General features: G+C 71.9%; 24 protein-coding genes and 1 riboswitch. Of the genes, 22 read left to right on the top strand and 2 right to left on the bottom strand.

Annotated features, from left to right (window positions below; all coding sequences use genetic code 11):
* Positions 1-64: 64 nt before the first annotated feature.
* Positions 65-1,036, bottom strand: a complete 972-nt coding sequence (galE, locus tag CHR28_RS21275; RefSeq protein ID WP_094055258.1) for a UDP-glucose 4-epimerase GalE — start codon at positions 1,034-1,036, stop codon at positions 65-67.
* Positions 1,037-1,312: 276 nt separating this feature from the next.
* Between galE and CHR28_RS21270 the strand changes: the two genes are divergently transcribed.
* The 20 genes from CHR28_RS21270 to CHR28_RS21180 all read left to right on the top strand — a co-directional run bounded on the left by CHR28_RS21270 (position 1,313) and on the right by CHR28_RS21180 (position 22,370).
* Positions 1,313-3,127, top strand: coding sequence for a DUF5941 domain-containing protein (locus tag CHR28_RS21270; protein WP_094055257.1), 1,815 nt, complete (start codon positions 1,313-1,315; stop codon positions 3,125-3,127).
* Positions 3,124-3,876 (top strand): phosphocholine cytidylyltransferase family protein, encoded by a 753-nt coding sequence (locus CHR28_RS21265; protein ID WP_094055256.1) that lies wholly within the window; start codon positions 3,124-3,126, stop codon positions 3,874-3,876. The genes CHR28_RS21270 and CHR28_RS21265 overlap by 4 nt, the downstream gene beginning before the upstream one ends.
* Positions 3,864-4,925: an iron-containing alcohol dehydrogenase family protein gene (locus CHR28_RS21260; protein ID WP_094055255.1), complete on the top strand. Its 1,062-nt coding sequence runs from the start codon at positions 3,864-3,866 to the stop codon at positions 4,923-4,925. Before CHR28_RS21265 ends, CHR28_RS21260 begins: the two co-directional genes overlap by 13 nt.
* On the top strand, positions 4,903-5,682 hold the full coding sequence (locus CHR28_RS21255; protein ID WP_094055254.1) for a CDP-alcohol phosphatidyltransferase family protein: 780 nt from the start codon (positions 4,903-4,905) through the stop codon (positions 5,680-5,682). Before CHR28_RS21260 ends, CHR28_RS21255 begins: the two co-directional genes overlap by 23 nt.
* Before the next feature lie 5 nt (positions 5,683-5,687).
* Complete coding sequence (locus CHR28_RS21250; RefSeq protein ID WP_094055253.1) at positions 5,688-6,560, top strand: glycosyltransferase family 2 protein; 873 nt, start codon at positions 5,688-5,690, stop codon at positions 6,558-6,560.
* Positions 6,561-6,668: 108 nt separating this feature from the next.
* A complete protein-coding gene (locus CHR28_RS21245; protein WP_094055252.1) occupies positions 6,669-7,598 on the top strand; it encodes an ABC transporter permease in 930 nt (309 codons plus the stop codon).
* Positions 7,591-8,376 carry an ABC transporter ATP-binding protein gene (locus CHR28_RS21240; RefSeq protein WP_179272510.1) on the top strand — a complete coding sequence of 262 codons (786 nt, stop codon included), beginning with the start codon at positions 7,591-7,593 and terminating at the stop codon, positions 8,374-8,376. Before CHR28_RS21245 ends, CHR28_RS21240 begins: the two co-directional genes overlap by 8 nt.
* A gap of 359 nt (positions 8,377-8,735) precedes the next feature.
* Entirely contained in the window at positions 8,736-9,638 is a 903-nt protein-coding gene (hpnC, locus tag CHR28_RS21235) for a squalene synthase HpnC (protein WP_094055251.1), read from the top strand.
* The gene (gene hpnD, locus CHR28_RS21230) at positions 9,635-10,585 is read left to right on the top strand and encodes a presqualene diphosphate synthase HpnD (protein ID WP_094055250.1); all 951 of its coding nucleotides are present in this window, start codon (positions 9,635-9,637) and stop codon (positions 10,583-10,585) included. Before hpnC ends, hpnD begins: the two co-directional genes overlap by 4 nt.
* On the top strand, positions 10,582-10,713 hold the full coding sequence (locus tag CHR28_RS39000; RefSeq protein WP_373453373.1) for a DUF6380 family protein: 132 nt from the start codon (positions 10,582-10,584) through the stop codon (positions 10,711-10,713). The genes hpnD and CHR28_RS39000 overlap by 4 nt, the downstream gene beginning before the upstream one ends.
* On the top strand, positions 10,713-12,125 hold the full coding sequence (gene hpnE / locus CHR28_RS21225) for a hydroxysqualene dehydroxylase HpnE (protein ID WP_094055249.1): 1,413 nt from the start codon (positions 10,713-10,715) through the stop codon (positions 12,123-12,125). The genes CHR28_RS39000 and hpnE overlap by 1 nt, the downstream gene beginning before the upstream one ends.
* A 65-nt stretch (positions 12,126-12,190) precedes the next feature.
* Positions 12,191-13,258 (top strand): polyprenyl synthetase family protein, encoded by a 1,068-nt coding sequence (locus tag CHR28_RS21220; RefSeq protein ID WP_373453372.1) that lies wholly within the window; start codon positions 12,191-12,193, stop codon positions 13,256-13,258.
* Positions 13,259-13,380: 122 nt separating this feature from the next.
* A complete protein-coding gene (gene shc, locus CHR28_RS21215) occupies positions 13,381-15,369 on the top strand; it encodes a squalene--hopene cyclase (protein ID WP_094055247.1) in 1,989 nt (662 codons plus the stop codon).
* Positions 15,369-16,010, top strand: a complete 642-nt coding sequence (locus tag CHR28_RS21210; RefSeq protein WP_094055246.1) for a phosphorylase family protein — start codon at positions 15,369-15,371, stop codon at positions 16,008-16,010. Before shc ends, CHR28_RS21210 begins: the two co-directional genes overlap by 1 nt.
* A 5-nt stretch (positions 16,011-16,015) precedes the next feature.
* Positions 16,016-17,038, top strand: a complete 1,023-nt coding sequence (gene hpnH / locus CHR28_RS21205; RefSeq protein ID WP_094055245.1) for an adenosyl-hopene transferase HpnH — start codon at positions 16,016-16,018, stop codon at positions 17,036-17,038.
* A 4-nt stretch (positions 17,039-17,042) separates the two neighbouring features.
* Positions 17,043-18,200, top strand: coding sequence for a flavodoxin-dependent (E)-4-hydroxy-3-methylbut-2-enyl-diphosphate synthase (gene ispG, locus CHR28_RS21200; protein ID WP_094055244.1), 1,158 nt, complete (start codon positions 17,043-17,045; stop codon positions 18,198-18,200).
* A 30-nt stretch (positions 18,201-18,230) separates the two neighbouring features.
* Positions 18,231-20,126 carry a 1-deoxy-D-xylulose-5-phosphate synthase gene (gene dxs / locus CHR28_RS21195; protein ID WP_094055243.1) on the top strand — a complete coding sequence of 632 codons (1,896 nt, stop codon included), beginning with the start codon at positions 18,231-18,233 and terminating at the stop codon, positions 20,124-20,126.
* The gene (locus CHR28_RS21190; protein ID WP_094055242.1) at positions 20,123-21,538 is read left to right on the top strand and encodes an aspartate aminotransferase family protein; all 1,416 of its coding nucleotides are present in this window, start codon (positions 20,123-20,125) and stop codon (positions 21,536-21,538) included. The genes dxs and CHR28_RS21190 overlap by 4 nt, the downstream gene beginning before the upstream one ends.
* A gap of 74 nt (positions 21,539-21,612) precedes the next feature.
* Positions 21,613-22,254, top strand: a complete 642-nt coding sequence (locus tag CHR28_RS21185) for a helix-turn-helix domain-containing protein (RefSeq protein ID WP_094055241.1) — start codon at positions 21,613-21,615, stop codon at positions 22,252-22,254.
* A complete protein-coding gene (locus CHR28_RS21180) occupies positions 22,251-22,370 on the top strand; it encodes a DUF6126 family protein (RefSeq protein WP_094055240.1) in 120 nt (39 codons plus the stop codon). The genes CHR28_RS21185 and CHR28_RS21180 overlap by 4 nt, the downstream gene beginning before the upstream one ends.
* A gap of 15 nt (positions 22,371-22,385) precedes the next feature.
* Here the strand turns inward: CHR28_RS21180 and CHR28_RS21175 are convergent, their stop codons facing one another.
* Positions 22,386-23,183 (bottom strand): tyrosine-protein phosphatase, encoded by a 798-nt coding sequence (locus CHR28_RS21175; protein WP_094055239.1) that lies wholly within the window; start codon positions 23,181-23,183, stop codon positions 22,386-22,388.
* Positions 23,184-23,803: 620 nt separating this feature from the next.
* A riboswitch (cyclic di-AMP (ydaO/yuaA leader) is annotated at positions 23,804-23,960 on the top strand.
* Positions 23,961-23,964: 4 nt separating this feature from the next.
* Between CHR28_RS21175 and CHR28_RS21170 the strand changes: the two genes are divergently transcribed.
* The gene (locus CHR28_RS21170; protein WP_094055238.1) at positions 23,965-24,912 is read left to right on the top strand and encodes a M23 family metallopeptidase; all 948 of its coding nucleotides are present in this window, start codon (positions 23,965-23,967) and stop codon (positions 24,910-24,912) included.
* Between the two features lie 269 nt (positions 24,913-25,181).
* On the top strand, positions 25,182-25,967 hold the full coding sequence (locus CHR28_RS21165; protein WP_094055237.1) for an SGNH/GDSL hydrolase family protein: 786 nt from the start codon (positions 25,182-25,184) through the stop codon (positions 25,965-25,967).
* Positions 25,968-25,985 lie beyond the last annotated feature (18 nt).

Genomic DNA, 25,985 nt, shown 5'->3' with positions numbered 1-25,985 from the left:
TGAACACCGTTGTCATGTGATCTGACCTGCGCAAACGACACGCAGGTCAGGGCGGCGCCGATCGTCAGGAACCGTGGTGCAGCAGCCAGCCGCGCCAGGCCGACTCGGCCATCTCGCGCACCCCGCGCCGGGCGGTCCAGCCGAGCTCCGCGGCCGCCCGCGCGGCGGACGCGACCGCCCGCGGCGCGTCCCCGGGCCGCCGGGGCTCCACGACCGGGGACCGCCGGTCGCCGGTGACCTCGCCGATGACCGTGATCAGCTCCCGCACGGAGACGCCCTCGCCGCGGCCGATGTTGACCGTCAGATCGCCCGCGACCCCGTCCCCAGCGAGCCGCCGCGCCGCGGCGAGGTGCGCCTCGGCCAGGTCGGCGACATGGATGTAGTCACGGACACAGGTGCCGTCCGGGGTCGGGTAGTCGTCGCCGAAGATCCGCGGCGCCTCGTCGCGGGTCAGCCGGTCGAAGACCATCGGGACGATGTTGAACACCCCCGTGTCCGCCAGCTCGGGCGCGGCCGCCCCCGCCACGTTGAAATACCGCAGGCACACGGTGGAGATGCCGTGCGCGCGGCCCGCCGCCCGCACCAGCCACTCCCCGGCGAGCTTGGTCTCGCCGTACGGGTTCACCGGCGCGCAGGGCGTGTCCTCCGTGATGAGGTCCACACCCGGGTCGCCGTACACCGCCGCCGAGGACGAGAAGACGAACCGTCCGATCCCCGCCTCGGCCACCGCGTCCAGCAGCGTCGCCAGGCCGCCCACGTTCTCCCGGTAGTACCGCGTGGGCTGCGCGACGGACTCGGCGACCTGCTTGCGCGCCGCGAGATGCACCACACCCGTCACGCCGTGCTCCGCGCACACCCGCTTCAGCAGCTCCCCGTCCAGCGAGGAGCCCCGCACGAGCGGCACGCCGGACGGCAGTCGCGCGGGCACCCCGGCCGACAGGTCGTCCAGCGCCACCACGCGCTCCCCGGCCTCCGTCATGGCCCTGGCCACGTGGGCCCCGATGTAGCCGGCCCCGCCGGTGATCAGCCAAGTCATGGTCGCCCACCCTATGCCGCCCCCGGCGCGGGCTGCGCAATGTCCCCGATGTCCGGTACGGCAGGGCCGGTTTGTGGGGCGGCCCCCGGATCCACAATGATGATCGCGGCAAGGGCTGGGGCGAACTGCGTCGATCCATCCGCCGAACGGGTGGTGAACACGCCCTTCCCGGCATCCGATAGCCTCTGCCGACAGCCGCCCGGGAGCCACCGGCGCGGGCGCCCCCATCGTGCACATCACCGGCGCGGACGCGCCGGTACCAGGGAGTGAATTCGGTTGCCGACCGCCATCCTCACCGGTCAGCCGGTCCCCGGATCGTCGATCGAGACCGACCTGCGGTCCCTCGGGTTCGACGTCCGGGTCGCGGCCGACGCCGCCGAGGCCGAGACCGTCCTCGCCGAGGTGCCGGGCGACGAGCGCGTCGCCCTGGTCGACGCCCGGTTCGTCGGGCACGTGCACGCGCTGCGCCTCGGCCTCACCGACCCGCGCTTCCCGCTCGCCGCGATCCCCGGCGCGGTCACCGCCCGCCCGGCCGGCCGCCAGGCCCTCACCCGGGCCATGGCCCGCGAGAACTCCGCGGGTGGCGGCACCACCCTGGTCGACAGCCTCGCCGACCGCATCCTCACCGCCCTGGACGCCGACGGCACCGACGTGCACCGCCCCGAGCTGGGCACCCTGGTCGCCGCCGTCCCCACCGACCCGCAGGCCCGCAACGAGGCACGCCAGGCGGTCGCGGACGTCGACGACGAGGCCGTACGCCTGAAGTCGGCCGTGAAGGCCCGCGACGGCTTCTTCACCACCTACTGCATCAGCCCGTACTCCCGGTACATCGCCCGCTGGTGCGCCCGCCGGGGCCTCACCCCGAACCAGGTCACCACCGCCTCGCTGCTCACCGCCCTCATAGCGGCGGCCTGCGCGGCCACGGGCACCCGCGGCGGTTTCGTCGCGGCCGGTGTCCTGCTGATCGCGTCCTTCGTGCTGGACTGCACCGACGGTCAGCTCGCCCGCTACTCGCTGCAGTACTCCACGCTCGGCGCCTGGCTCGACGCCACCTTCGACCGGGCAAAGGAGTACGCCTACTACGCCGGGCTCGCCCTCGGCGCCGCCCGCGGCGGCGACGACGTCTGGGCGCTCGCCCTCGGGGCGATGGTCCTGCAGACCTGCCGGCACGTCGTGGACTTCTCCTTCAACGAGGCCAACCACGACGCCACCGCCAACACCAGCCCCACCGCGGCCCTGTCCGACAAGCTCGACAGCGTCGGCTGGACGGTGTGGGTGCGCCGCATGATCGTCCTGCCCATCGGCGAGCGCTGGGCGATGATCGCGGTCCTCACGGCCGTCACCACGCCCCGCATCACCTTCTACGCGCTGCTCGTCGGCTGCGCCTTCGCGGCGACGTACACCACGGCGGGCCGCGTGCTGCGCTCCCTGACCCGCAAGGCCCGCCGAACCGACCGCGCGGCCACCGCGCTGGCCGACCTGGCGGACAGCGGGCCGCTCGCCCAGGGCTGCGCCGAGGCGCTCAAGAAGCCCGCCCGCGGCCTGCCGGGCTTCACGGCGCCCGCCGTCGCCCTCCTCGGCGGTCTCGCCGTCGTCCTCACGTCCGCGCTGACCGGCTTCGGCGGCCCCTGGCCGGTCGTCGCCGCGCTCGCCTACGCCCTGACCTCGGGCCTCGCCGTCGCCCGCCCGCTCAAGGGCGCCCTCGACTGGCTCGTCCCGCCCTTCCTGCGCGCCGCCGAGTACGGCACCGTCCTCGTCCTGGCGGCGAAAGCGGACGTGAACGGAGCCCTTCCTGCGGCTTTCGGGCTGGTGGCCGCGGTCGCCTACCATCACTACGACACGGTGTACCGCATCCGCGGCAACGCCGGAGCGCCCCCCGCCTGGCTGGTGCGTTCCATCGGGGGGCACGAGGGACGGACGCTGCTCGTCACCGTCCTCGCCGCGCTGCTCACCGCCTCGCAGTTCACGGTCGCGCTCACGGTCCTCGCCGTGGCCGTGGCCCTGGTGGTGCTCGTCGAGAGCATCCGCTTCTGGGTCGCCGCCCACCAGGGTGGCGCACCCGCCGTACACGATGAAGGAGAACCCGCATGATCGGCCTCGTGCTGGCGGCCGGCGCCGGACGGCGTCTGCGCCCCTACACCGACAGCCTTCCCAAGGCGCTGGTGCCGGTGGGTCCTGCGGGCATAGAGGGCGAACCCACGGTTCTCGACCTGACTCTCGCCAACTTCGCCGAGGTCGGCCTCACCGAAGCCGCGGTCATCGTCGGCTACCGCAAGGAGGCCGTCTACGCGCGCAAGGAGGCGCTGGAGGCGAAGTACGGCCTCAAGCTCACCCTCATCGACAACGACAAGGCCGAGGAGTGGAACAACGCCTACTCCCTGTGGTGCGGGCGTGACGCCCTCAAGGACGGCGTGATCCTCGCCAACGGCGACACCGTCCACCCGGTCTCCGTCGAGAAGACGCTGCTCGCCGCCCGCGGCGACGGCAAGAAGATCATCCTGGCCCTCGACACGGTCAAGCAGCTCGCCGACGAGGAGATGAAGGTCGTCGTCGACCCCGCCCGGGGCATGACGAAGATCACCAAGCTGATGGACCCCGCCGAGGCCACCGGCGAGTACATCGGCGTCACCCTCATCGAGGGCGACGCGGCACCCGAGCTGGCCGACGCGCTCAAGGCCGTCTGGGAGACCGACCCGCAGCAGTTCTACGAGCACGGCTACCAGGAGCTGGTCAACCGCGGCTTCCGCATCGACGTGGCGCCCATCGGCGACGTCGACTGGGTGGAGATCGACAACCACGATGATCTCGCCCGGGGACGGGAGATCGCATGCCAGTACTGACCCGGCTGATCCCCTCGCCGCTCGTCGTGGACATCCGCCCGGGTGCCCTCGACGACCTGGCGTGCGTCCTCGCCGACGAACGCATCTCGCACTCCGGCCGCCTCGCCGTGGCCGTCAGCGGCGGCTCGGGCGCGAAGCTGCGCGAGCGCATCTCGCCGAGCATGCCCGGCGCCACCTGGTACGAGGTCGGCGGCGGCACCCTCGACGACGCGGTCCGGCTGGCGAGCGACATAAAGGCCGGCCACTACGACGCGGTCGTCGGCCTCGGCGGCGGCAAGATCATCGACTGCGCCAAGTTCGCCGCGGCACGCGTCGGCCTGCCCCTGGTCGCCGTGCCGACGAACCTCGCGCACGACGGCCTGTGCTCGCCGGTCGCCACCCTCGACAACGACGCGGGCCGCGGCTCCTACGGCGTGCCGAACCCGATCGCGGTCGTCATCGACCTGGACGTCATCCGTGAGGCCCCGGTCCGCTTCGTCCGCGCCGGCATCGGCGACGCCGTCTCCAACATCTCGGCGATCGCCGACTGGGAGCTGGCCAACCGGGTCAAGGGCGAGCGGATCGACGGCCTCGCCGCGGCCATGGCCCGCCAGGCCGGGGAAGCCGTGCTGCGGCACCCGGGCGGCATCGGGGACAACGACTTCCTCCAGGTGCTCGCCGAGGCGCTCGTCCTCAGCGGCATCGCCATGTCGGTCTCGGGCGACTCGCGGCCGTCCTCCGGGGCGTGCCACGAGATCAACCACGCCTTCGACCTGCTCTACCCGAAGCGGGCCGCCGCCCACGGCGAGCAGTGCGGTCTCGGCGCGGCCTTCGCGATGTGGCTGCGCGGGGCGCACGAGGAGTCGGCGTACATGGCGGAGGTACTGCGCCGCCACGGGCTGCCCGTGCTGCCGGACGAGATCGGCTTCACGACGGACGAGTTCGTCAAGGCCGTCGAGTTCGCCCCCGAGACCCGGCCCGGCCGCTACACCATCCTCGAACACCTCGACCTGAACCCCGAACAGATCAAGGACACCTACACCGACTATGTCAAGGCCATCGGTAGCTGAACTACGCCCCGTCGTTCACCCCGCCGGGGTGAAGGACCGGCGCAGCGGTGAGCACTGGATGGGACGCCTCTACATGCGTGAGGTGTCCCTGCGGGTCGACCGCTACCTGGTCAACACCAGGGTCACGCCCAACCAGCTCACGTACCTGATGACCGTCTTCGGTGTGCTCGCGGCCCCGGCACTGCTCGTGCCGGGGATCCCGGGCGCCGTCCTCGGTGTGGTGTGCGTCCAGATGTACCTGCTGCTGGACTGCGTCGACGGCGAGATCGCGCGCTGGAAGAAGCAGTACTCGCTGGGCGGCGTCTACCTTGACCGCGTCGGCGCCTACCTCACCGACGCCGCGGTGCTCACCGGCTTCGGCCTGCGCGCCGCCGACCTGTGGGGCAGCGGCCGCATCGACTGGCTGTGGGCCTTCCTCGGCACCCTGGCCGCCCTCGGCGCCATCCTCATCAAGGCCGAGACCGACCTCGTCGGCGTCGCCCGCCACCAGGCCGGCAAGCCGCCGGTGCAGGAGGCCGCCGCCGAGATGCGCTCCTCCGGCATGGCGCTGGCCCGCAAGGCCGCCGCCTTCCTCAAGTTCCACCGCCTCATCCTCGGCATCGAGGCCTCCCTGCTGATCCTGGTCCTGGCGATCGTCGACCAGGCCCGCGGCGACCTGTTCTTCTCCCGGCTCGGCGTGGCCGTGCTGGCCGGCATCGCCCTGGTGCAGACGCTGCTGCACCTCGTCTCCATCCTCGCTTCGAGCAGGCTGAAGTGAGCGGCATGAAGGTCGGCGCCGTCATCATCACCATGGGCAACCGCCCCGACGAGCTGCGCGCCCTCCTCGACTCGGTCGCCAAGCAGGACGGCGACCCGGTCGAGGTGGTCGTCGTCGGCAACGGCTCGCCCGTCCCGGACGTCCCCGAGGGCGTGCGCACCATCGAGCTGCCCGAGAACCTCGGCATCCCCGGCGGCCGCAACGTCGGCATCGAGGCCTTCGGCCCGTCCGGCCGGGACGTCGACGTCCTGCTCTTCCTCGACGACGACGGGCTCCTCGCGAGCCACGACACCGCCGAGCTGTGCCGCAAGGCGTTCGAGGCCGACCCCAGGCTCGGCATCATCAGCTTCCGCATAGCCGACCCGGACACCGGCGTCACCCAGCGCCGCCACGTCCCCCGGCTGCGCGCCGCCGACCCGATGCGCTCCTCCCGGGTCACCACGTTCCTGGGCGGCGCCAACGCCGTCCGCACCCGCGTCTTCGCCGACGTCGGCGCACTGCCCGACGCGTTCTTCTACGCCCACGAGGAGACCGACCTCGCCTGGCGCGCCCTGGACGCCGGCTGGATGATCGACTACCGGTCCGACATGGTGCTGTACCACCCGACGACCGCCCCCTCGCGGCACGCGGTCTACCACCGCATGGTCGCCCGCAACCGCGTCTGGCTGGCCCGCCGCAACCTCCCCGCGCCCCTCGTCCCCGTCTACCTCGGGGTGTGGCTGCTGCTCACTCTTCTGCGCCGCCCCTCCCGCCGCGCGCTGCGGGCCTGGTTCGGCGGATTCCGCGAGGGCTGGGCCACCCCCTGCGGCCCCCGCAGGCCCATGAAGTGGCGTACGGTGTGGCGGCTGACCCGACTGGGCCGGCCCCCCGTCATCTGACAAGCTCGTACCGCGAGAATCCGGGAGTACCGGAGGGGCCGTACCCTGGCCCCCGGCTCATGCCAGGCCCGCACAGGCCGCGCATCTCGAAGACGAAAGTTTCCACTAGTGAGTGAGACAACGCACGACGCCCCGGTCGCGGTGAGCGCGCCCGCGGCGCCCGACGAGGGCCTCACGGCGAGGGAGCTCGCCGAAAAGCACGGGCTGAGCGTGAGCGGCGCCCGGCCGTCACTCATCGAGTACGTCCGTCAGCTCTGGGGACGGCGGCACTTCATCCTCGCCTTCTCCCAGGCGAAGCTGACCGCGCAGTACAGCCAGGCCAAGCTCGGCCAGCTGTGGCAGGTGGCCACGCCGCTGCTCAACGCGGCGGTGTACTTCTTCATCTTCGGCCTGCTCCTGGAAGCCGACCGGGGCATGTCCCGTGACGTCTACATCCCGTTCCTGGTCACGGGCGTGTTCGTGTTCACCTTCACGCAGAGCTCGGTGATGGCGGGCGTGCGCGCGATCTCCGGCAACCTCGGCCTGGTCCGCGCCCTGCACTTCCCGCGCGCCGCGCTGCCCGTCTCCTTCGCGCTGCAGCAGCTCCAGCAGCTGCTGTTCTCGATGATCGTGCTGTTCGCCGTCGCGATCGGCTTCGGCCACTACCCGGACCTGTCCTGGGTGCTGATCGTGCCGGTGCTCGTCCTGCAGTTCTGCTTCAACACCGGCCTCGCGCTGATCATGGCCCGGGCGGGTGCCAAGACCCCCGACCTCGCGCAGCTGATGCCGTTCGTGATGCGGACGTGGATGTACGCGTCCGGCGTGATGTTCTCCATCCCGATCTTCCTGGCGGACAAGCCGGCCTGGATCGCCAACGTCCTGCAGTGGAACCCGGCCGCGATCTACATGGACCTGATGCGCTTCGCCCTCATCGACGACTACGGCTCGCAGTACCTGCCCGACCATGTCTGGGCGGTCGCGGGCGGCTGGGCCGTGCTGTTCGCGGTCGGCGGCTTCGTGTACTTCTGGAAGGCGGAGGAGAGGTACGGCCGTGGCTGAGCACCAGGACGCGCGGATCCCCACCGTCATCGCGGACGACCTGCACATCGTCTACCGCGTCAACGGCGCCAAGACCGGCAAGGGCAGCGCCACCGCCGCCCTCAGCCGCATCCTCAAGCGGGGCTCCGACGACGCGGCCCGCGGAGTGCGCAAGGTGCATGCCGTGCGCGGTGTCTCCTTCGTCGCCTACCGGGGCGAGGCCATCGGCCTGATCGGCTCCAACGGCTCCGGCAAGTCGACCCTGCTGCGTGCCATCGCGGGCCTGCTGCCCGCCGAGCAGGGCAAGGTCTACACCGACGGCCAGCCCTCGCTGCTCGGCGTCAACGCGGCCCTGATGAACGACCTCACCGGCGAGCGCAACGTCATATTGGGCGGCCTCGCCATGGGCATGTCCCGCGAGGAGATCAAGGAGCGCTACCAGGACATCGTCGACTTCTCCGGGATCAACGAGAAGGGCGACTTCATCACCCTGCCCATGCGCACCTACTCCTCCGGCATGGCGGCCCGGCTGCGGTTCTCCATCGCCGCGGCCAAGGACCACGACGTCCTGATGATCGACGAGGCGCTGGCCACCGGTGACCGCAAGTTCCAGAAGCGGTCCGAGGACCGCATCCGGGAGCTGCGCAAGGAGGCCGGCACGGTGTTCCTGGTCAGCCACAACAACAAGTCCATCCGCGACACCTGCAACCGCGTGCTGTGGCTGGAGCGCGGCGAACTGCGCATGGACGGCCCGACCGACGAGGTGCTCAAGGAGTACGAGAAGTTCACCGGCAAGTAGCCCGGCTCGGCCAGGGCCCCGGCGGAACTGTTCCGGCGGGGCCCCGCGTCTGCAAAGGAAACGTCAACTCCGGCCCTTTCCAGGAAGCTTGGGGCCAATCGGTGTGTTCTCGTGATGTGCAGGACACCCTGGCGAACCCCGATGCGTTGTACAACGTAAGCTGGACCGGTCCCGAAACACGGCAATCAGGGCGATAATGCGCGACACCGCTCGTCGGGCAGCCGTGCGAACGGCCGGGCGGCGTGTCCGAAATAGTGTGTATTGGGTCGGCAGTGTAGAACGGGAGATGTGACGGCGATGGCTACGGAAACTCCCCAGCTCCTCGCAGCACGTGCCGTCCCCGCACGGGGCAGCCGGCGGTGACGGGAACCGGCACGGCGCGCGCCCTCGACCCGGAGCGCGGCACCCTCGACAAGGCCGCGGGTGAGAACTTCCCCGTGGCCCCCTTCTTCCTGCCCCGGGCCTGGCGCACCGACCTCATGGCCGTCTACGGCTTCGCCCGCCTCGTCGACGACATCGGCGACGGCGACCTCGCCCCCGGCGGTGCCGACGCCCGCCTGCTCGGCGTCTCCCCGCGGGAGGCCGAGGACCGCCTGGTCCTGCTGGACGCCTTCGAGGCCGACCTGCGCAGGGTCTTCGACGCCACGCCCCGCCACCCGCTGCTGCGCCGCCTCCAGCCGGCCGTGCGCCGGTGCTCCCTGACCCCCGAGCCGTTCCTCGGGCTGATCGCCGCCAACCGCCAGGACCAGCTGGTCGGCCGCTACGAGACCTACGACGACCTGCTCGCCTACTGCGAGCTGTCCGCCAACCCGGTCGGCCGCCTCGTGCTCGCCGTCACCGGCACCTCGACACCCGAGCGGATCCGCCGCTCCGACCTGATCTGCACCGCCCTGCAGATCGTCGAGCACCTCCAGGACGTGGCCGAGGACCTCGGCCGTGACCGCGTGTACCTGCCCGCCGCCGACATGAAGCGCTTTCACGTCGAGGAGGCGGATCTCGCCGCGAAAACCGCCGGAGCGCCGGTCCGTGCGCTGATCGCCCACGAAGCGCAAAGAGCCCGGAATCTCCTGAATGAAGGCGCCCCCCTGGTGGGTAGCGTCCACGGCAGGCTGAGGCTGCTGCTCGCGGGGTTCGTGGCGGGAGGAAGGGCGGCTCTGCACGCGATCGCCGCCGCCGACTACGACGTACTTCCCGGCCCGCCCAAGCCCGGCAAGGTCCGGCTGCTGCGTGAGGTGGGCGTGACCCTGCGAGGAGAGGGGTGATCCGGACCGTGGAGACGGAACCACACGCATCCCCACCGGTACTCGCCGCCTACAGCTACTGCGAGGCCGTCACCGGGCGGCAGGCCCGCAACTTCGCCTACGGCATCCGGCTGCTGCCCACGGCCCAGCGCCGGGCGATGTCGGCGCTGTACGCGTTCTCCCGGCGGGTCGACGACATCGGTGACGGCGCGCTCGCCGACGACGTCAAGGTCGCCCGGCTGGAGGAGACCCGGGCGCTGCTCACCCGGATCCGCGAGGGCGGCGTCGACGAGGACGACACGGACCCGGTCGCGGTCGCCCTGACCCACGCGGCCGGGCAGTTCCCGATCCCGCTGGGCGGCCTGGACGAGCTCATCGACGGCGTGCTGATGGACGTCCGCGGCGAGACGTACGAGACCTGGGACGACCTGAAGGTCTACTGCCGCTGCGTGGCGGGCGCCATCGGGCGGCTCTCGCTCGGGGTCTTCGGCACCGAACCGGGGGCGCGCGGCGTGGACCGCGCGCCTGAGTATGCCGACACGCTCGGTCTCGCGCTCCAGCTCACCAACATCCTCCGGGACGTCCGCGAGGACGCCGTGGGCGGGCGCACCTACCTGCCCGCCGACGACCTCGCCAAATTCGGCTGCTCGGCCGGCTTCAGCGGGCCGAGGCCACCCGAGGGCTCCGACTTCGCGGGCCTCGTGCACTTCGAAGTGCGACGGGCCCGCGCTCTTTTCGCCGAGGGCTACCGGCTGCTGCCCATGCTCGACCGGCGCAGCGGCGCCTGCGTCGCCGCCATGGCCGGCATCTACCGCCGTCTCCTCGACCGCATCGAGCGCGACCCCGAGGCCGTGCTGCGCGGCCGGGTCTCGCTGCCCGGCCGGGAGAAGGCGTACGTCGCCGTGCGCGGGCTGTCCGGCCTGGACGCCCGGCACGTGACCCGACGGGCCGTCAGGAGGCGCGCGTGACGGACGAAGGAGCCGCCATCGGCGGAAAGCGGTGGGCAACCCTCCGGCCGGGGCCCGCGTCCCTGACGGAGACGGCCGTCCGAGCTCGTTCCGGGCAGCGCGGCCGCCGCGCAGGGGAGGGTGCGTGATGACCCACGGCACACGGTCCCACGGACCGGTCGCGGACGGGCGGCACACCGTCGTGGTGGGCGGCGGGCTCGCCGGCGTGACCACCGCGCTCGCGCTCGCCGACGCCGGCGTGCGCGTCACACTCCTGGAGGGGCGGCCCCGGCTCGGCGGCCTGGCCTTCTCCTTCCAGCGCGGCGACCTCACCGTCGACAACGGCCAGCATGTGTACCTGCGCTGCTGCACCGCCTACCGCTGGTTCCTCGACCGCATCGAGGGCGCGTCGCTGGCCCCGCTGCAGGACCGGCTCGACGTACCCGTCGTGGACCTCGCGCGGCCCGCGGGACGGCGGCTCGGCCGGCTGCGGCGCGACGCGCTGCCCGTGCCCCTGCACCTCGGCCGCAGCCTCGCCACCTATCCGCACCTCTCGCTCGCCGAACGGGCCCGCGTGGGCCGGGCCGCACTCGCGCTCCAGGGGCTCGACCTCGCCGACCCGGCGCTGGACACCCGGGACTTCGGCAGCTGGCTGGCCGCGCACGGGCAGTCCGCGCGCGCGGTCGAGGCCCTGTGGGACCTGGTCGGGGTCGCCACCCTCAACGCCGTCGCGTCCGAGGCCTCCCTGCAGCTCGCCGCGATGGTGTTCAAGACCGGGCTGCTGTCCGACCCGGGCGCGGCCGACATCGGCTGGGCGCGCGTCCCGCTGGGCGATCTGCACGACCGGCTGGCCCGCAAGGCGCTCGACTCCGCGGGCGTGCGCACCGAGGTCCGCACCCGCGTCGGCTCCGTCTCGCGCAACGAAAACGGCGGCTGGAGCGTCGAGGTTCCCGGCGAGAGGCTCGACGCCGACGCCGTCGTGCTCGCCGTACCGCAGCGCGAGGCCCACGACCTGCTGCCGCAGGGCGCCCTCGACGCGCCCGGGCGAATCCTGGAGATCGGCACCGCGCCGATCCTCAACGTCCACGTGGTGTACGACCGCCGGGTCCTCACCCATCCCTTCCTGACCGCCCTCGGCACCCCGGTCCAGTGGGTGTTCGACCGCACCGAGGCGTCCGGACTGCGCTCGGGGCAGTACCTGGCCCTGTCCCAGTCCGCGGCGCAGGACGAGATCGACGCGCCCGTCGCCGTCCTGCGCGAGCGCTACCTGCCCGAGCTGGAGCGGCTGCTGCCGCTGACCCGGGGCGCCGAGGTGAAGGACTTCTTCGTCACCCGGGAGCGCACCGCGACGTTCGCTCCCGCCCCCGGCGTCGGGCGCCTCAGGCCCGGCGCCCGCACCAAGGCAACCGGCCTCTACCTGGCCGGAGCGTGGACCGCCACCGGGTGGCCCGCGACCATGGAGAGTGCGGTCCGCAGTGGTGTGAGCGCGGCGGACGCCGTGCTGGGCGCCCTGGGCCGGCCCCGCCCCCGTCACCTCTTCGAGCTCGAGGAGGCGGCGTGATGCCGGCCCAGGCCGGCGCGGCGGGCGGCCCCCGCACCCCCGGTACCGCAACAAGAGGAGAGACTGTGCCCACTGTGCCCCCGGCCTCGAGGACTGCCGAGGCGGTGGACGTGACCGCGCTGCTGGAGCGCGGCCGGACCCTGGCCACTCCGGTACTGCGGGCGGCCGTCGACCGCCTGGCCCCTCCCATGGACACGGTTGCCGCCTACCACTTCGGCTGGATCGACGCCCAGGGCAGGCCCGCCGAGGGCGACGGCGGCAAGGCCGTGCGCCCCGCCCTCGCCGTCATGTCCGCCGAGGTGATGTCCGCCGCCCCCGAGACCGGCGTCCCCGGCGCCGTCGCCGTGGAGCTCGTCCACAACTTCTCCCTCCTCCACGACGACCTCATGGACGGCGACGAGCAGCGCCGCCACCGCGACACGGTCTGGAAGGTGCACGGCCCCGCCCAGGCCATCCTGGTCGGCGACGCCCTGTTCGCCCTCGCCAACGAGGTGCTCCTGGAACTCGGCACCGTCGAGGCCGGCCGCGCCACCCGCCGTCTGACCACCGCCACCCGCGCCCTGATCGACGGCCAGGCCCAGGACATCTCCTACGAGCACCGCGACCGCGTCAGTGTCGAGGAGTGCCTGGAGATGGAGGGCAACAAGACCGGCGCCCTGCTCGCCTGCGCCAGCTCCATCGGCGCCGTCCTCGGCGGCGCCGACGACCGCACCGCCGACACGCTGGAGAAGTACGGCTACCACCTGGGCCTCGCCTTCCAGGCCGTCGACGACCTGCTCGGCATCTGGGGCGACCCGGTCTCCACCGGCAAGCAGACCTGGAGCGACCTGCGCCAGCGCAAGAAGTCCCTGCCGGTCGTCGCCGCGCTCGCGGCCGGCGGCTCCGCCTCCGAGCGGCTCGGCGAGATCCTCGCCGCGGACGCCAAGGCCAGCGACTTCGAGAACTTCTCCGAGGAGGAGTTCGCCGCCCGCGCCGCGCTCATCGAGGAGGCCGGCGGCCGCGAGTGGACCGCCGACGAGGCACGCCGTCAGCACACCATCGCCATCGAGGCCCTCGACGCCGTGGACATGCCCGACCGGGTGCGGGAACAGTTCACGGCGCTCGCGGACTTCGTCGTCGTACGGAAGAGATGATCACTATCGGCCGAATAACCCTCGCGTAGTCGCCGGCCGGTGCCGCGAGCCAGCACGGAGCACCGGCCGACGGCGGACCCACAGCAGCTGCACACCTTGCACCACTGCACGAAGGGGAAGCCATGACAGCGACGACCGACGGAAGCACCGGGGCCCTGCCACCCCGCGCCGCCGCGGCCAGCGACACCCAGACCCCCGGGGCGGCCGGGGTATCCGAAACCGCCGCCCGCGCCGCCCGGCGCGCCACCGACTTCCTGCTCTCCCTCCAGGACACCCAGGGCTGGTGGAAGGGCGACCTCGAGACCAACGTCACGATGGACGCCGAGGACCTGCTGCTCCGCCAGTTCCTCGGCATCCGCGACGAGAAGACCACACAGGCCGCCGCGCTGTTCATCCGCGGCGAGCAGCGCGAGGACGGCACCTGGGCCACCTTCCACGGCGGCCCCGGCGAACTCTCCACCACCATCGAGGCCTACGTCGCCCTGCGCCTGGCCGGGGACGCGCCCGAAGCCGCGCACATGGCCAGGGCCTCGGCCTGGATCCGCGCGCAGGGCGGCATCGCCGCCGCCCGGGTCTTCACCCGCATCTGGCTGGCCCTGTTCGGCTGGTGGAAGTGGGAGGACCTGCCCGAACTCCCGCCGGAGCTCATCTTCTTCCCGAAGTGGGTGCCGCTCAACATCTACGACTTCGGCTGCTGGGCCCGGCAGACCATCGTCCCGCTGACGGTCGTCTCCGCGAAGCGCCCGGTCCGCCCCGCGCCCTTCCCGCTCGACGAGCTGCACACCGACCCGGCGCACCCGAACCCCGCCAAGCCCCTGGCCCCGCCGCTCAGTTGGGACGGCGCCTTCCAGCGCATGGACAAGGCCCTGCACGCCCTGCGGAAGGTCGCCCCGCGCGGACTGCGCAGGGCCGCCATGAACAGCGCCGCCCGCTGGATCGTCGAGCGGCAGGAGAACGACGGCTGCTGGGGCGGCATCCAGCCCCCGGCCGTGTACTCGATCATCGCCCTGCACCTGCTCGGCTACGACCTCCAGCACCCCGTGATGCGGGAAGGGCTGGCCTCCCTCGACCGGTTCGCCGTGTGGCGCGAGGACGGGGCCCGGATGATCGAGGCCTGCCAGTCGCCGGTGTGGGACACCTGCCTGGCCGCGATCGCGCTCGTCGACGCCGGACTGCCCGCCGACCACCCCCAGTTGGTGAAGGCGGCCGACTGGATGCTGGGCGAGGAGATCGTCCGGCCCGGCGACTGGTCGGTACGACGGCCCGGACTGCCGCCCGGCGGCTGGGCGTTCGAGTTCCACAACGACAACTACCCCGACATCGACGACACCGCCGAGGTGGTCCTCGCGCTGCGCCGCATCGCCCACCACGACCCGGAGCGGATCGACCGGGCCATCGGGCGCGGGGTGCGCTGGACCCTCGGGATGCAGTCGAGGAACGGCGCGTGGGCCGCCTTCGACGTCGACAACACCAGCCCCTTCCCCAACCGGCTGCCGTTCTGCGACTTCGGCGAGGTCATCGACCCGCCCTCCGCGGACGTCACCGCGCACGTCGTCGAGATGCTCGCCGTCGAGGGCCTCGCCCACGACCCGCGCACCCGCCGCGGCATCGAGTGGCTGCTGGCCGAACAGGAGCCGGACGGCTCGTGGTTCGGGCGCTGGGGCGTCAACTACGTCTACGGCACCGGGTCGGTCGTCCCCGCCCTGGTCGCCGCCGGCATCCCCGCCGCGCACCCGGCGATCCGGCGGGCGGTCACCTGGCTGGAGTCGGTCCAGAACGACGACGGCGGCTGGGGCGAGGACCTGCGCTCCTACCGTGACCCCGCACGGTGGAGCGGCAGGGGCGCCTCCACCGCCTCCCAGACCGCGTGGGCGCTGATGGCGCTGCTCGCGGCGGGCGAGCGGCAGTCCAGGACCGTCGAGCGCGGCGTCGAGTGGCTCGCCGCGACACAGCGGGCGGACGGCTCCTGGGACGAGCCCCACTTCACGGGCACCGGCTTCCCCTGGGACTTCTCGATCAACTACCACCTCTACCGGCAGGTGTTCCCGCTGACGGCGCTCGGCCGGTACGTCCACGGCGAGCCCTTCGCCGACCGGCTCAAGGGGACCTGATGAGCACGCAGCCCGCCCCGGCCCCGCTGCTGATCGCCTGCGCGCTCGGCATCGAGCAGTTCGCCCTGCGCGCCGGCGGGCGGGGCGGCGCCGGCGGTCCCGTCACCGTGCTGCGCACGGGCATGGGCCCGGCGGCGGCCGAGCGGGCCGTCACCCGGATGCTGGCCGACCCGGCCCTGCGGGACGCCGCCGTGCTGGCCACCGGCTTCTGCGCGGGCCTCGCCCCCGGTATGCACCCCGGGGACCTGGTCGTCGCCGAGGAGACCCGCGACCCGCGCTCCACGACCCCCTGCGCCGGGACCGAGCTGCTGGTCAAGGAGCTGGGGCGGGCGGTGCCCGGGCGGACCGTGCACACCGGGCCGCTGACCGGCTCCGACCACGTCGTGCGCGGGCCCGAGCGGGCCGATCTGCTCGCGACCGGCGCGATCGCCGTCGACATGGAGTCCGCGGCCACACTCCTGAGCGCCGTGCGCGCGGGCGAGCGCCCGGTTGCGGCCGTCCGGGTGGTCGTGGACGCTCCAGAACATGAACTCGTCCGGATCGGCACGGTGCGCGGTGGAATATCAGCTTTCCGTGTTCTTCGTTCGGTCCTTCCCGCTTTCTTCGAATGGCACCGTTCCTTGCTGCTCCCCAGGAGGTGAGCCAGATGGCCATGCCGCTCCGACAGTCCATCAAGGTCGCTACGTACTTGGCTGAACAGAAGCTTCGCCGGCGGGACAAGTTCCCCCTGATCGTCGAGCTGGAGCCGCTGTTCGCCTGCAACCTCAAGTGCGAGGGGTGCGGCAAGATCCAGCATCCGGCCGGGGTGCTCAAGCAGCGGATGCCGGTCGCCCAGGCCGTGGGGGCGGTCATGGAGTCCGGTGCCCCGATGGTGTCCATCGCCGGCGGCGAGCCGCTGATGCACCCGCAGATCGACGAGATCGTGCGCCAGCTCGTGGCCAAGCGGAAATACGTCTTCCTCTGCACCAACGCCATGCTGCTGCGCAATAAGATGGACAAGTTCACGCCGTCGCCCTACTTCGCGTTCGCGGTGCACATCGACGGGCTGCGCGAGCGGCACGACGAGTCCGTGGCCAAGGAGGGTGTGTTCGACGAGGCGGTGGAGGCGATCAAGGAGGCCAAGCGGCGCGGCTTCCGGGTGACCACCAACTCGACCTTCTTCAACACCGACACCCCGCAGACCATCATCGAGGTGCTGAACTTCCTCAACGACGACCTCCGGGTCGACGAGATGATGATCTCGCCCGCCTACGCCTACGAGAAGGCCCCGGACCAGGAGCACTTCCTCGGTGTGGAGCAGACCCGCGAGCTGTTCAAGAAGGCCTTCGCGGGCGGCAACCGGCGGCGCTGGCGGCTCAACCACTCCCCGCTCTTCCTGGACTTCCTGGAGGGCAAGGTCGACTTCCCGTGCACGGCGTGGGCGATCCCGAACTACTCGCTCTTCGGCTGGCAGCGCCCCTGCTACCTGATGAGCGACGGGTACGTGCCGACGTACCGGGAGCTCGTCGAGGAGACCGACTGGGACAAGTACGGCCGCGGCAAGGACCCGCGCTGCGCCAACTGCATGGCGCACTGCGGCTACGAGCCGACCGCCGTGCTGGCCACCATGGGATCGCTGAAGGAGTCCCTGCGCGCCATGCGCGAGACGGTCTCCGGGAACCGGGAGTGACGTCATGACCGCCATCGAGCTGGGCGTCCCCGAGGTGCCCGTCCGGCCGGTCGCCGAGCGGCGTGCCTCGCGCCGGATCCAGGTCGGTCCGGTGCCGGTCGGGGGCGGGGCCCCGGTGTCGGTGCAGTCCATGACGACGACCCGCACCTCGGACGTCGGGGCCACGCTGCAGCAGATCGCCGAGCTCACCGCGTCCGGCTGCCAGATCGTCCGGGTCGCCTGCCCCACGCAGGACGACGCGGACGCGCTGGCGACCATCGCCCGCAAGTCGCAGATCCCGGTGATCGCGGACATCCACTTCCAGCCCAAGTACGTGTTCGCGGCCATCGAGGCGGGCTGCGCGGCCGTCCGCGTCAACCCCGGCAACATCAAGCAGTTCGACGACCGGGTCAAGGAGATCGCCCGGGCAGCCAGGGACCACGGCACGCCGATCCGGATCGGTGTCAACGCCGGATCGCTGGACCGCAGGCTGCTGCAGAAGTACGGCAGGGCCACCCCGGAGGCGCTCGTGGAGAGCGCGCTGTGGGAGGCGTCCCTGTTCGAGGAGCACGACTTCCGGGACATCAAGATCTCCGTCAAGCACAACGACCCGGTCGTCATGATCGAGGCCTACCGGCAGCTCGCCGAGCAGTGCGACTACCCGCTGCACCTCGGCGTGACCGAGGCCGGCCCGGCGTTCCAGGGCACGATCAAGTCGGCGGTGGCGTTCGGGGCGCTGCTGTCGAGGGGCATCGGCGACACGATCCGGGTGTCGCTGTCGGCGCCGCCGGCCGAGGAGGTCAAGGTCGGCATCCAGATCCTGCAGTCGCTGGGACTGCGGGAGCGCCGGCTGGAGATCGTCTCCTGTCCCTCCTGCGGCCGTGCCCAGGTCGACGTGTACAAGCTGGCCGAGGAGGTCACGGCCGGTCTGGAGGGCATGGAGGTGCCGTTGCGCGTCGCCGTGATGGGGTGTGTGGTCAACGGCCCCGGCGAGGCGCGGGAGGCCGACCTCGGGGTGGCCTCCGGCAACGGCAAGGGGCAGATCTTCGTGAAGGGCGAGGTCGTCAAGACCGTCCCCGAGTCGAGGATCGTCGAGACGCTGATCGACGAGGCGATGAAACTCGCCGAGCGGATGGAGCAGGACGGCGTGGGGCCCGGGGAGCCGGCCGTCACCGTGAGCTGAACACCGCACGGAACCGAAGGGGGCCCGAGCGTGACGATTCTGGAGAGCATCCGGGGACCACGCGACCTGAAGGCGCTGTCCGAGGCCGAACTGGGGGAACTGTCCGAGGAGATCAGGGAGTTCCTCGTCCACGCGGTCGCCAGAACCGGCGGCCACCTGGGACCCAACCTGGGCGTGGTCGAACTGACCGTCGCCCTGCACCGGGTCTTCGAGTCGCCGGCCGACCGCATCCTGTGGGACACCGGCCACCAGTCCTACGTCCACAAGCTGCTCACCGGACGCCAGGACTTCTCCAAGCTGCGCGGCAAGGGCGGCCTGTCCGGCTACCCCTCACGCGAGGAGTCCGAGCACGACGTCATCGAGAACAGCCACGCCTCCACGGCGCTCGGCTGGGCGGACGGGCTCGCCAAGGCCCGCCAGGTCCAGGGGGAGAAGGGCCACGTCGTCGCCGTCATCGGGGACGGCGCCCTCACCGGCGGCATGGCCTGGGAGGCCCTGAACAACATCGCGGCCGCCAAGAACCGCCCGCTGATCATCGTCGTCAACGACAACGAACGCTCCTACGCCCCCACCATCGGCGGCCTCGCCAACCACCTCGCCACGCTGCGCACCACCGACGGCTACGAGCGGGTGCTGGCCTGGGGCAAGGACGTGCTCCAGGGCACGCCCCTGATCGGCGGCACCCTCTACGAGGCCCTGCACGGCGCCAAGAAGGGCTTCAAGGACGCGTTCGCCCCGCAGGGCCTCTTCGAGGACCTGGGCCTGAAGTACGTCGGCCCGATCGACGGGCACGACATCGGGGCCGTGGAGTCCGCGCTGCGGCGTGCCAAGCGCTTCCACGGGCCGGTCCTCGTGCACTGCCTCACGGAGAAGGGCCGCGGCTACGAACCCGCCCTCGCGCACGAGGAGGACCACTTCCACACCGTCGGCGTGATGGACCCGCTGACCTGCGCGCCCCTCTCGCCCGCGGGCGGCCCGTCCTGGACCTCCGTGTTCGGCGAGGAGATCGTCCGGATCGGCGAGGAGCGCGAGGACGTGGTGGCGATAACCGCCGCCATGCTGCACCCGGTGGGGCTCGGCGCCTTCGCCGCGCGGTTCCCGGACCGGGTGTGGGACGTCGGGATCGCCGAGCAGCACGCGGCCGTCTCCGCTGCGGGGCTGGCGACGGGCGGCCTGCACCCGGTCGTCGCCGTCTACGCCACCTTCCTCAACCGCGCCTTCGACCAGCTCCTGATGGACGTCGCCCTGCACCGCTGCGGGGTGACCTTCGTCCTGGACCGGGCGGGCGTCACGGGCGTGGACGGGGCCTCCCACAACGGCATGTGGGACCTGTCCGTGCTACAGGTCGTCCCGGGGCTGCGCATCGCCGCGCCACGTGACGCGGACCAGCTGCGCGCCCAGCTGCGCGAGGCGGTCGCCGTCGACGACGCGCCGACCCTGGTGCGTTTCCCGAAGGAGTCGGTGGGGCCACGGATCCCCGCCGTCGACCGCGTGGGCGGACTGGACGTGCTGCACCGCGGCCCCGAGCCGCGGGTGCTGCTGGTGGCCGTCGGCGTGATGGCGCCCGTCTGCCTCCAGGCCGCCGACCTGCTCGAAGCCCGGGGCATCGGCTGCACCGTCGTCGACCCGCGCTGGGTCAAGCCCGTCGACCCGGCCCTGCCGGGCCTCGCCGCCGCGCACCACATGGTCGCGGTCGTCGAGGACAACAGCCGCGCCGCCGGGGTCGGCTCGGCCGTGGCACTGGCCCTCGGCGACGCCGACGTCGACGTACCCGTACGGCGGTTCGGCATCCCGGAGCAGTTCCTCGCCCACGCCAAGCGCGGGGAGGTGCTCGCCGACATCGGCCTGACACCCGTCGAGATCGCCGGACGGATCAGCGCGAGCCTGACCGTCAAGGATGAGCTGTCCAAGGAGTCACAGGAATGACAACCGCCGAGTCCGCGTCGGAGTCGTCGCAGGCCGGGGAGTTCGACCTCGGCAGACTGCTGGCCGAACGCGGAGCCGAGCGCTACGAGCTGCACGCCCGGTACCTCAACCACCAGCTCCCGCGCATGCTGCACACCATCGGCTTCGACAAGGTCTACGAGCGCGCCGAGGGCGCCTACTTCTACGACGCGGACGGCAACGACCACCTGGACATGCTCGCCGGGTTCGGGGTGATGGGGCTCGGCCGCCACCACCCCGTGATCCGCAAGGCGCTGCACGACGTCCTGGACGCGCAGCTGGCCGACCTCACCCGGTTCGACTGCCAGCCGCTGCCCGGCCTGCTGGCCGAGAAGCTGCTGGCGCACAGCCCGCACCTGGACCGGGTGTTCTTCGGCAACAGCGGCACCGAGGCCGTCGAGGGCGCCCTGAAATTCGCCCGGTTCGTGACCGGGCGGCCCCGGGTGCTGTACTGCGCGCACGCCTTCCACGGCCTGACCACCGGCTCCCTGTCCGTCAACGGCGAGTCCGCCTTCCGTGACGGCTTCGCCCCGCTGCTGCCCGACACGGCCGTGCCGCTCGGCGACCTCGACGCGCTGGAGAGGGAGCTGCGCAAGGGCGACGTGGCCGCCCTGATCGTCGAGCCGATCCAGGGCAAGGGCGTGCTGGAGGCCCCGCCCGGCTACCTCCTCGCCGCCCAGGAGCTGCTGCACCGGCACAAGGCGCTGCTCATCGCCGACGAGGTGCAGACCGGCCTCGGCCGCACCGGGGACTTCTACGGCTACCAGTACGAGGACGGGGTGGAACCCGACCTGGTGTGCGTGGCCAAGGCGCTGTCCGGCGGCTACGTCCCGGTGGGCGCCACGCTCGGCAAGGACTGGATCTTCAAGAAGGTCTACTCGTCCATGGACCGGGTGCTGGTCCACTCCGCGAGCTTCGGGTCGAACGCGCAGGCGATGGCGGCGGGGCTCGCGGTGCTGTCGGTGATGGAGAACGAGCAGATCGTCGCCAACGTCCGGGCGACGGGGGAGATGCTGCGGTCCCGGCTCGCGGCGTTGACGGACCGGTACGAGATGCTCGCCGACGTCCGCGGGCGGGGCCTGATGATCGGCATCGAGTTCGGCCGGCCGAAGTCGCTGAAGCTGCGCAGCCGGTGGACGATGCTCCAGGCCGCGCGCAAGGGACTGTTCGCGCAGATGGTGGTGGTGCCGCTGCTGCAGCGGCACCGGATCCTCACCCAGGTCTCCGGCGACCACATGGAGGTGATCAAGCTGATCCCGCCGCTGATCATCGGGGAGCGGGAGGTGGACCGGTTCGTCGACGCGTTCACGGCCGTGATGGACGACGCGCACAACGGCGGACTGGTATGGGACTTCGGCAAGACGCTCGTCAAGCAGGCCGTCGCCAACCGGTGAGGCCGCGGTCCGCTCGCCTTTGCCTATGAGGCAAAAAATTTGCCGCTGAGGCAAGGCTCCGGCTGAATGGAGGCATGAGCTCCTCCGAGACCGAGCGGCCCGCCGGGGCCGGCTCGCCGGCCGACCCGGCCGGAGCGCTGCCCGCGGTCGCCCCGCAGCTGCGGGCCCTGCGGCGCCAGGCCTCCCTGACCCTGGAGGCCGCGGCCCGCGCCGCCGGACTGTCGCCCGCCCACCTCTCCCGGCTGGAGACCGGGCAGCGCCAGCCCTCGCTGCCGATGCTGCTCACCCTCGCCCGTGTCTACGGTACGACGGTCTCCGAGCTGCTCGGCGAGACGGTCGCCGGCCGGGACGCCGTGGTGCGCGCGGCCGACATGGAACCCACCGCGGCGGGCGGCTGGACCTACTGGCAGGCCGGCGCCTCCGGGCGCGGGATGCAGGCCCTGCGGGTCCACGTCCCGTACGGCTCCCAGGGCGACATCGTGCGCGTCCACCCCGGCGAGGAGTGGCTCCACGTGCTGCGCGGCCGGCTGCGGCTGCGCCTCGGGGACACCACCCACCGGCTGGCGGCCGGCGACAGCGCCCACTTCGACTCGCTCACCCCGCACCGCATCGCCGCCGACGACCACGACGGCGTCGACCTGCTGTTCGTCCACACCCTGCTGCAGAGCCCCACGGCCGCCCTGTGCCTGGGCCCGATCCCCGGAGACGCGTCATGACCGACATGGAGGAGAAGTTTCCCCGCGCCCTGTGGGTGCGGCTGTTCATCTACCTCGTCCTGGGGCACGTCTTCGCCGCGTTCGTCTACCTGCTGTTCGAGGTGGGCGCCAAGTAGCCGCCGGGCGGCGGCTCAGTCCAGGAGCCGCTCGCGCAGCCGCTCCCGCGTCTGCGGGCTGAGCTTCAGCCCCTGCTCCAGATAGGGGTCGACACCGCCCCAGGTCTCCTCGATGGTGTCGAAGGCGGCCGTCAGATACTCGGCGCGCGCGTCGAACAGCGGGCTGAGCAGCTCCATGACCTCGGGGGAGTAGGCCGAGGCGTGCGAGCTGCTGCGGTGCACCTTGTAGCGGCGGTGCTTGGCGTTCGACTTCAGGTAGTCCTCGACGATCGCGTCCCGCTCGACGCCCAGGGCGAGCAGCGTCACCGCGATGGACAGGCCCGCGCGGTCCTTGCCCGCCGCACAGTGCATCAGCGCGGGGACGCTGTCCTCGGCGAGCGCGTGCAGCACCCGGGAGTGCTCGGCCGTGCGGTCCTTGATGATCATGCGGTACGAGGCGATCATCCGCTCCGCGCCCTTGCCGTCCGCGAGGATCGCGCGCAGCTGGTCCAGGTCGCCGTCGCGGACCATCCTCCAGAACTCCGCGCCGTCGGCCGGGTCGCTCAGCGGCAGGTTCACATTGCGCACGCCCGGCAGCTCGACGTCCGGGCCCTCTAGCTTCTGGTCGGCGGCGTTGCGGAAGTCGAAGACCGTGTGCAGGCCCAGCGTGGCCAGGAAGGCGGCGTCCTCACCGGTCGCGTGCGCGAGGTGGCCGCTGCGGAACAGCACGCCCTGCCGCACCCGCCGCCCGTCCACGGTCGGCAGTCCGCCCACGTCACGGAAGTTGCGCACTCCGGCCAGCTCGGGCTCGGTCGACGGGACCTGCTGTGTCACGTGGGCTCCTCCCCATCGGCGCCGGCGACGCGGGCTCGCCGGCGGGCACGAGTCGACCATACGACATGGCTGCCAGGGGCAACGGTCCCCGTGCGACGGCCGTGAGGCGTCCGGTCGAGGCCGGCTCCCGGAACGGCGCGCAGATCACCGGTGGTGCCGGCCACGACGACCCGGGCCGGGGCAGCGACCTGTACCGCGCCCACCCTGAGGGGCGCTGTATCGAACCGGACGAAAGCGGATGGAGTTCCGCAATCGGCTCGGGCCGAGGCGAGGGGCACCGCAGTCCGGGTTAAGTGGAAGTAGTCATTCTTGTCCGAATGAGGCGCTTAAGGTGTTTCGCCATAACCTGCCCCGGTCGTTGGGGAGATGGGGTCGGAGTGCGTGACCATCGTCATATCCGTGACGATGCGTTGTTGCCATGTGCACGTAATTGCCGCGCCAATCAGGGAAATTACGGAAAGCGAGAGATCCGCAATCCACGCTCGGTGACCGCAAATCTGCCGACGCGTCAAGAAAAACGCCCCGGCGGGCAACCGCAAGCTTGTCCCGTTGCGTCTTGGTCGCTTACGTTCCACACCAATCCGGACGGACGCCTAATCCTGCCGCCGCCCGGAGCCCGCACACACACTGACCCGACGTACGGCAGGAGCGGGGGACCCACAGGTAAGACGCCTGTTCCGGTTCCCGGAACGGCTTGGGGTTAAGCCGCGCCCCGGCGCGGCCGGGCATCTCCAGCCCGCACCCGACAGCTCACCTCGCAGGCGACGGAGAGGAATTCGCCATGCCCGCGAAGGGTAAGCACCGCCGTCCCAAGACCCAGCGTTTCACCCGCTCCATCGCCGTCGCCGGAACCGGTGGAGCCGCTCTCGCCCTTCCCCTCATGGGAGCCGCCGGCGCCCACGCCGCCACTGCGCAGTCGGCTCCGGAAAAGGCCGTCCAGTCCGCCCCGGCCGCCGAGAAGAAGGCCGCGGAAAAGGCCACCGGCGCCCGCACCTACACCGTGCGGGCCGGCGACTATCTCGCGAAGATCGCCGACGACCAGAACGTCAGCGGCGGCTGGAAGAAGCTCTACTCCGACAACCGTGACGCCGTCGGTGACGACCCGTCGCTGATCCACCCGGGCCTGAAGCTCACCCTCGGCAAGAAGGCCGCGGCGAGCGCGTCCGAGGCGCCGTCCGCGCCGAAGGCCTCGGCCGAGAAGCCCGCGAAGAAGTCCTCCGGGTCCACGGACTCCGCCAAGTCCTCCTCCGGCTCGTCCGCGAAGGCGCAGGCCCCCGCGAAGCCGGCCGCCGCCGAGCCGGCCGCCCAGAGCAACGCCAGTGGCTACAGCTCCCCGGTGGACGGTGCCACCGTCGGCACCCCGTACCGCATGTCCGGCAGCATGTGGTCCAGCGGCTACCACACCGGCGTCGACTTCGTCGTCCCGACCGGCACCTCCCTCAAGGCCGTCGGCGCGGGCACGGTCGTCTCCGCCGGCTGGGGCGGCGCCTACGGCAACCAGGTCGTCGTCAAGCTGAACGACGGCCACTACGCCCAGTACGCCCACCTGTCCCAGCTGTCCGTCACGGCCGGCCAGACCGTGTCCGCCGGGCAGCAGGTCGGCCTGTCCGGCGCCACCGGCAACGTCACCGGACCGCACCTGCACTTCGAGATCCGCACCGCGCCGGGCTACGGCTCGGACGTGGACCCGGTCGCCTTCCTGCGCTCGCACGGCGTCTCCGTCGGCTGACCGACCGCACGACCACCTGCCTGACACGCGGCCGAAGGCCGGACCCCGATCCCCGGGTCCGGCCTTCGGTGGTTCCAAGTGCAGCGGCACGAGGCGCCGACGGTTCACCCCGGAACGCCCCTGACGGGTCGGCTATTCCGGAGTTGGCGAACACTTTAGGAGTGGCTTATCTCACCGCCCGTCAACCTTTTCCTACGGTCGCGTAGGTCACATTCGAGGGTGAATCATGAGCGGCTGTGGCAGACGATTCGAAGAGTGACAGCAGAGCAGTGATCGGGTCGTACGTGGCGGTGGGGGACAGCTTCACCGAGGGCGTCGGTGATCCCGGCCCCGACGGGGCGTTCGTCGGCTGGGCCGACCGGTTCGCCGTGCTGCTCGCCGACCTGCGGCCCGAAGGCGACTTCCAGTACACGAACCTCGCCGTGCGCGGGAAACTCCTCGACCAGATCGTGGCGGACCAGGTTCCGCGGGCCGTCGAGATGGCCCCGGACCTCGTCTCGTTCTGCGCCGGGGGCAACGACATCATCCGGCCCGGCACCGACCCGGACGAGGTGGCCGAGCGCTTCGAGCGGGCGCTCGCGCGGCTCACCGCGGTGGCCGGCACGGTGATGGTGACCACCGGGTTCGACACGCGGGGCGTGCCCGTGCTCAAGCATCTGCGCGGCAAGATCGCCACCTACAACGGGCATGTCCGGGCCATCGCCGACCGGTACGGCTGCCCGGTGCTCGACCTGTGGTCGCTGCGCAGTGTGCAGGACCGCAGGGCGTGGGACGCCGACCGGCTGCACCTGTCGCCCGAGGGGCACACGCGCGTGGCGCTGCGCGCGGGGCAGGTGCTCGGTCTCGACGTGCCGGCCGACCCGGAGCAGCCGTGGCCGCCGCTGCCGCCGCGCGGGACGCTGGAGGTGCGGCGGGACGACGTGCACTGGGCGCGGGAGTTCCTGGTGCCGTGGATCGGGCGGCGGCTGCGCGGGGAGTCCTCCGGGGACCATGTGACGGCCAAGGGAGCGCTGTCACCGGACGACATCCGGATGCGGATCGCGGCCGTGGCGTGAGGCTGCGCCGGGCGCGCG

The sequence above is a fragment of the Streptomyces sp. XY006 genome, assembly GCF_002237655.1.
Taxonomy (GTDB): domain Bacteria; phylum Actinomycetota; class Actinomycetes; order Streptomycetales; family Streptomycetaceae; genus Streptomyces; species Streptomyces levis.
Note: the sequence above shows the minus strand (reverse complement) of the source record. Positions and strands in the feature narration are given on the sequence as shown.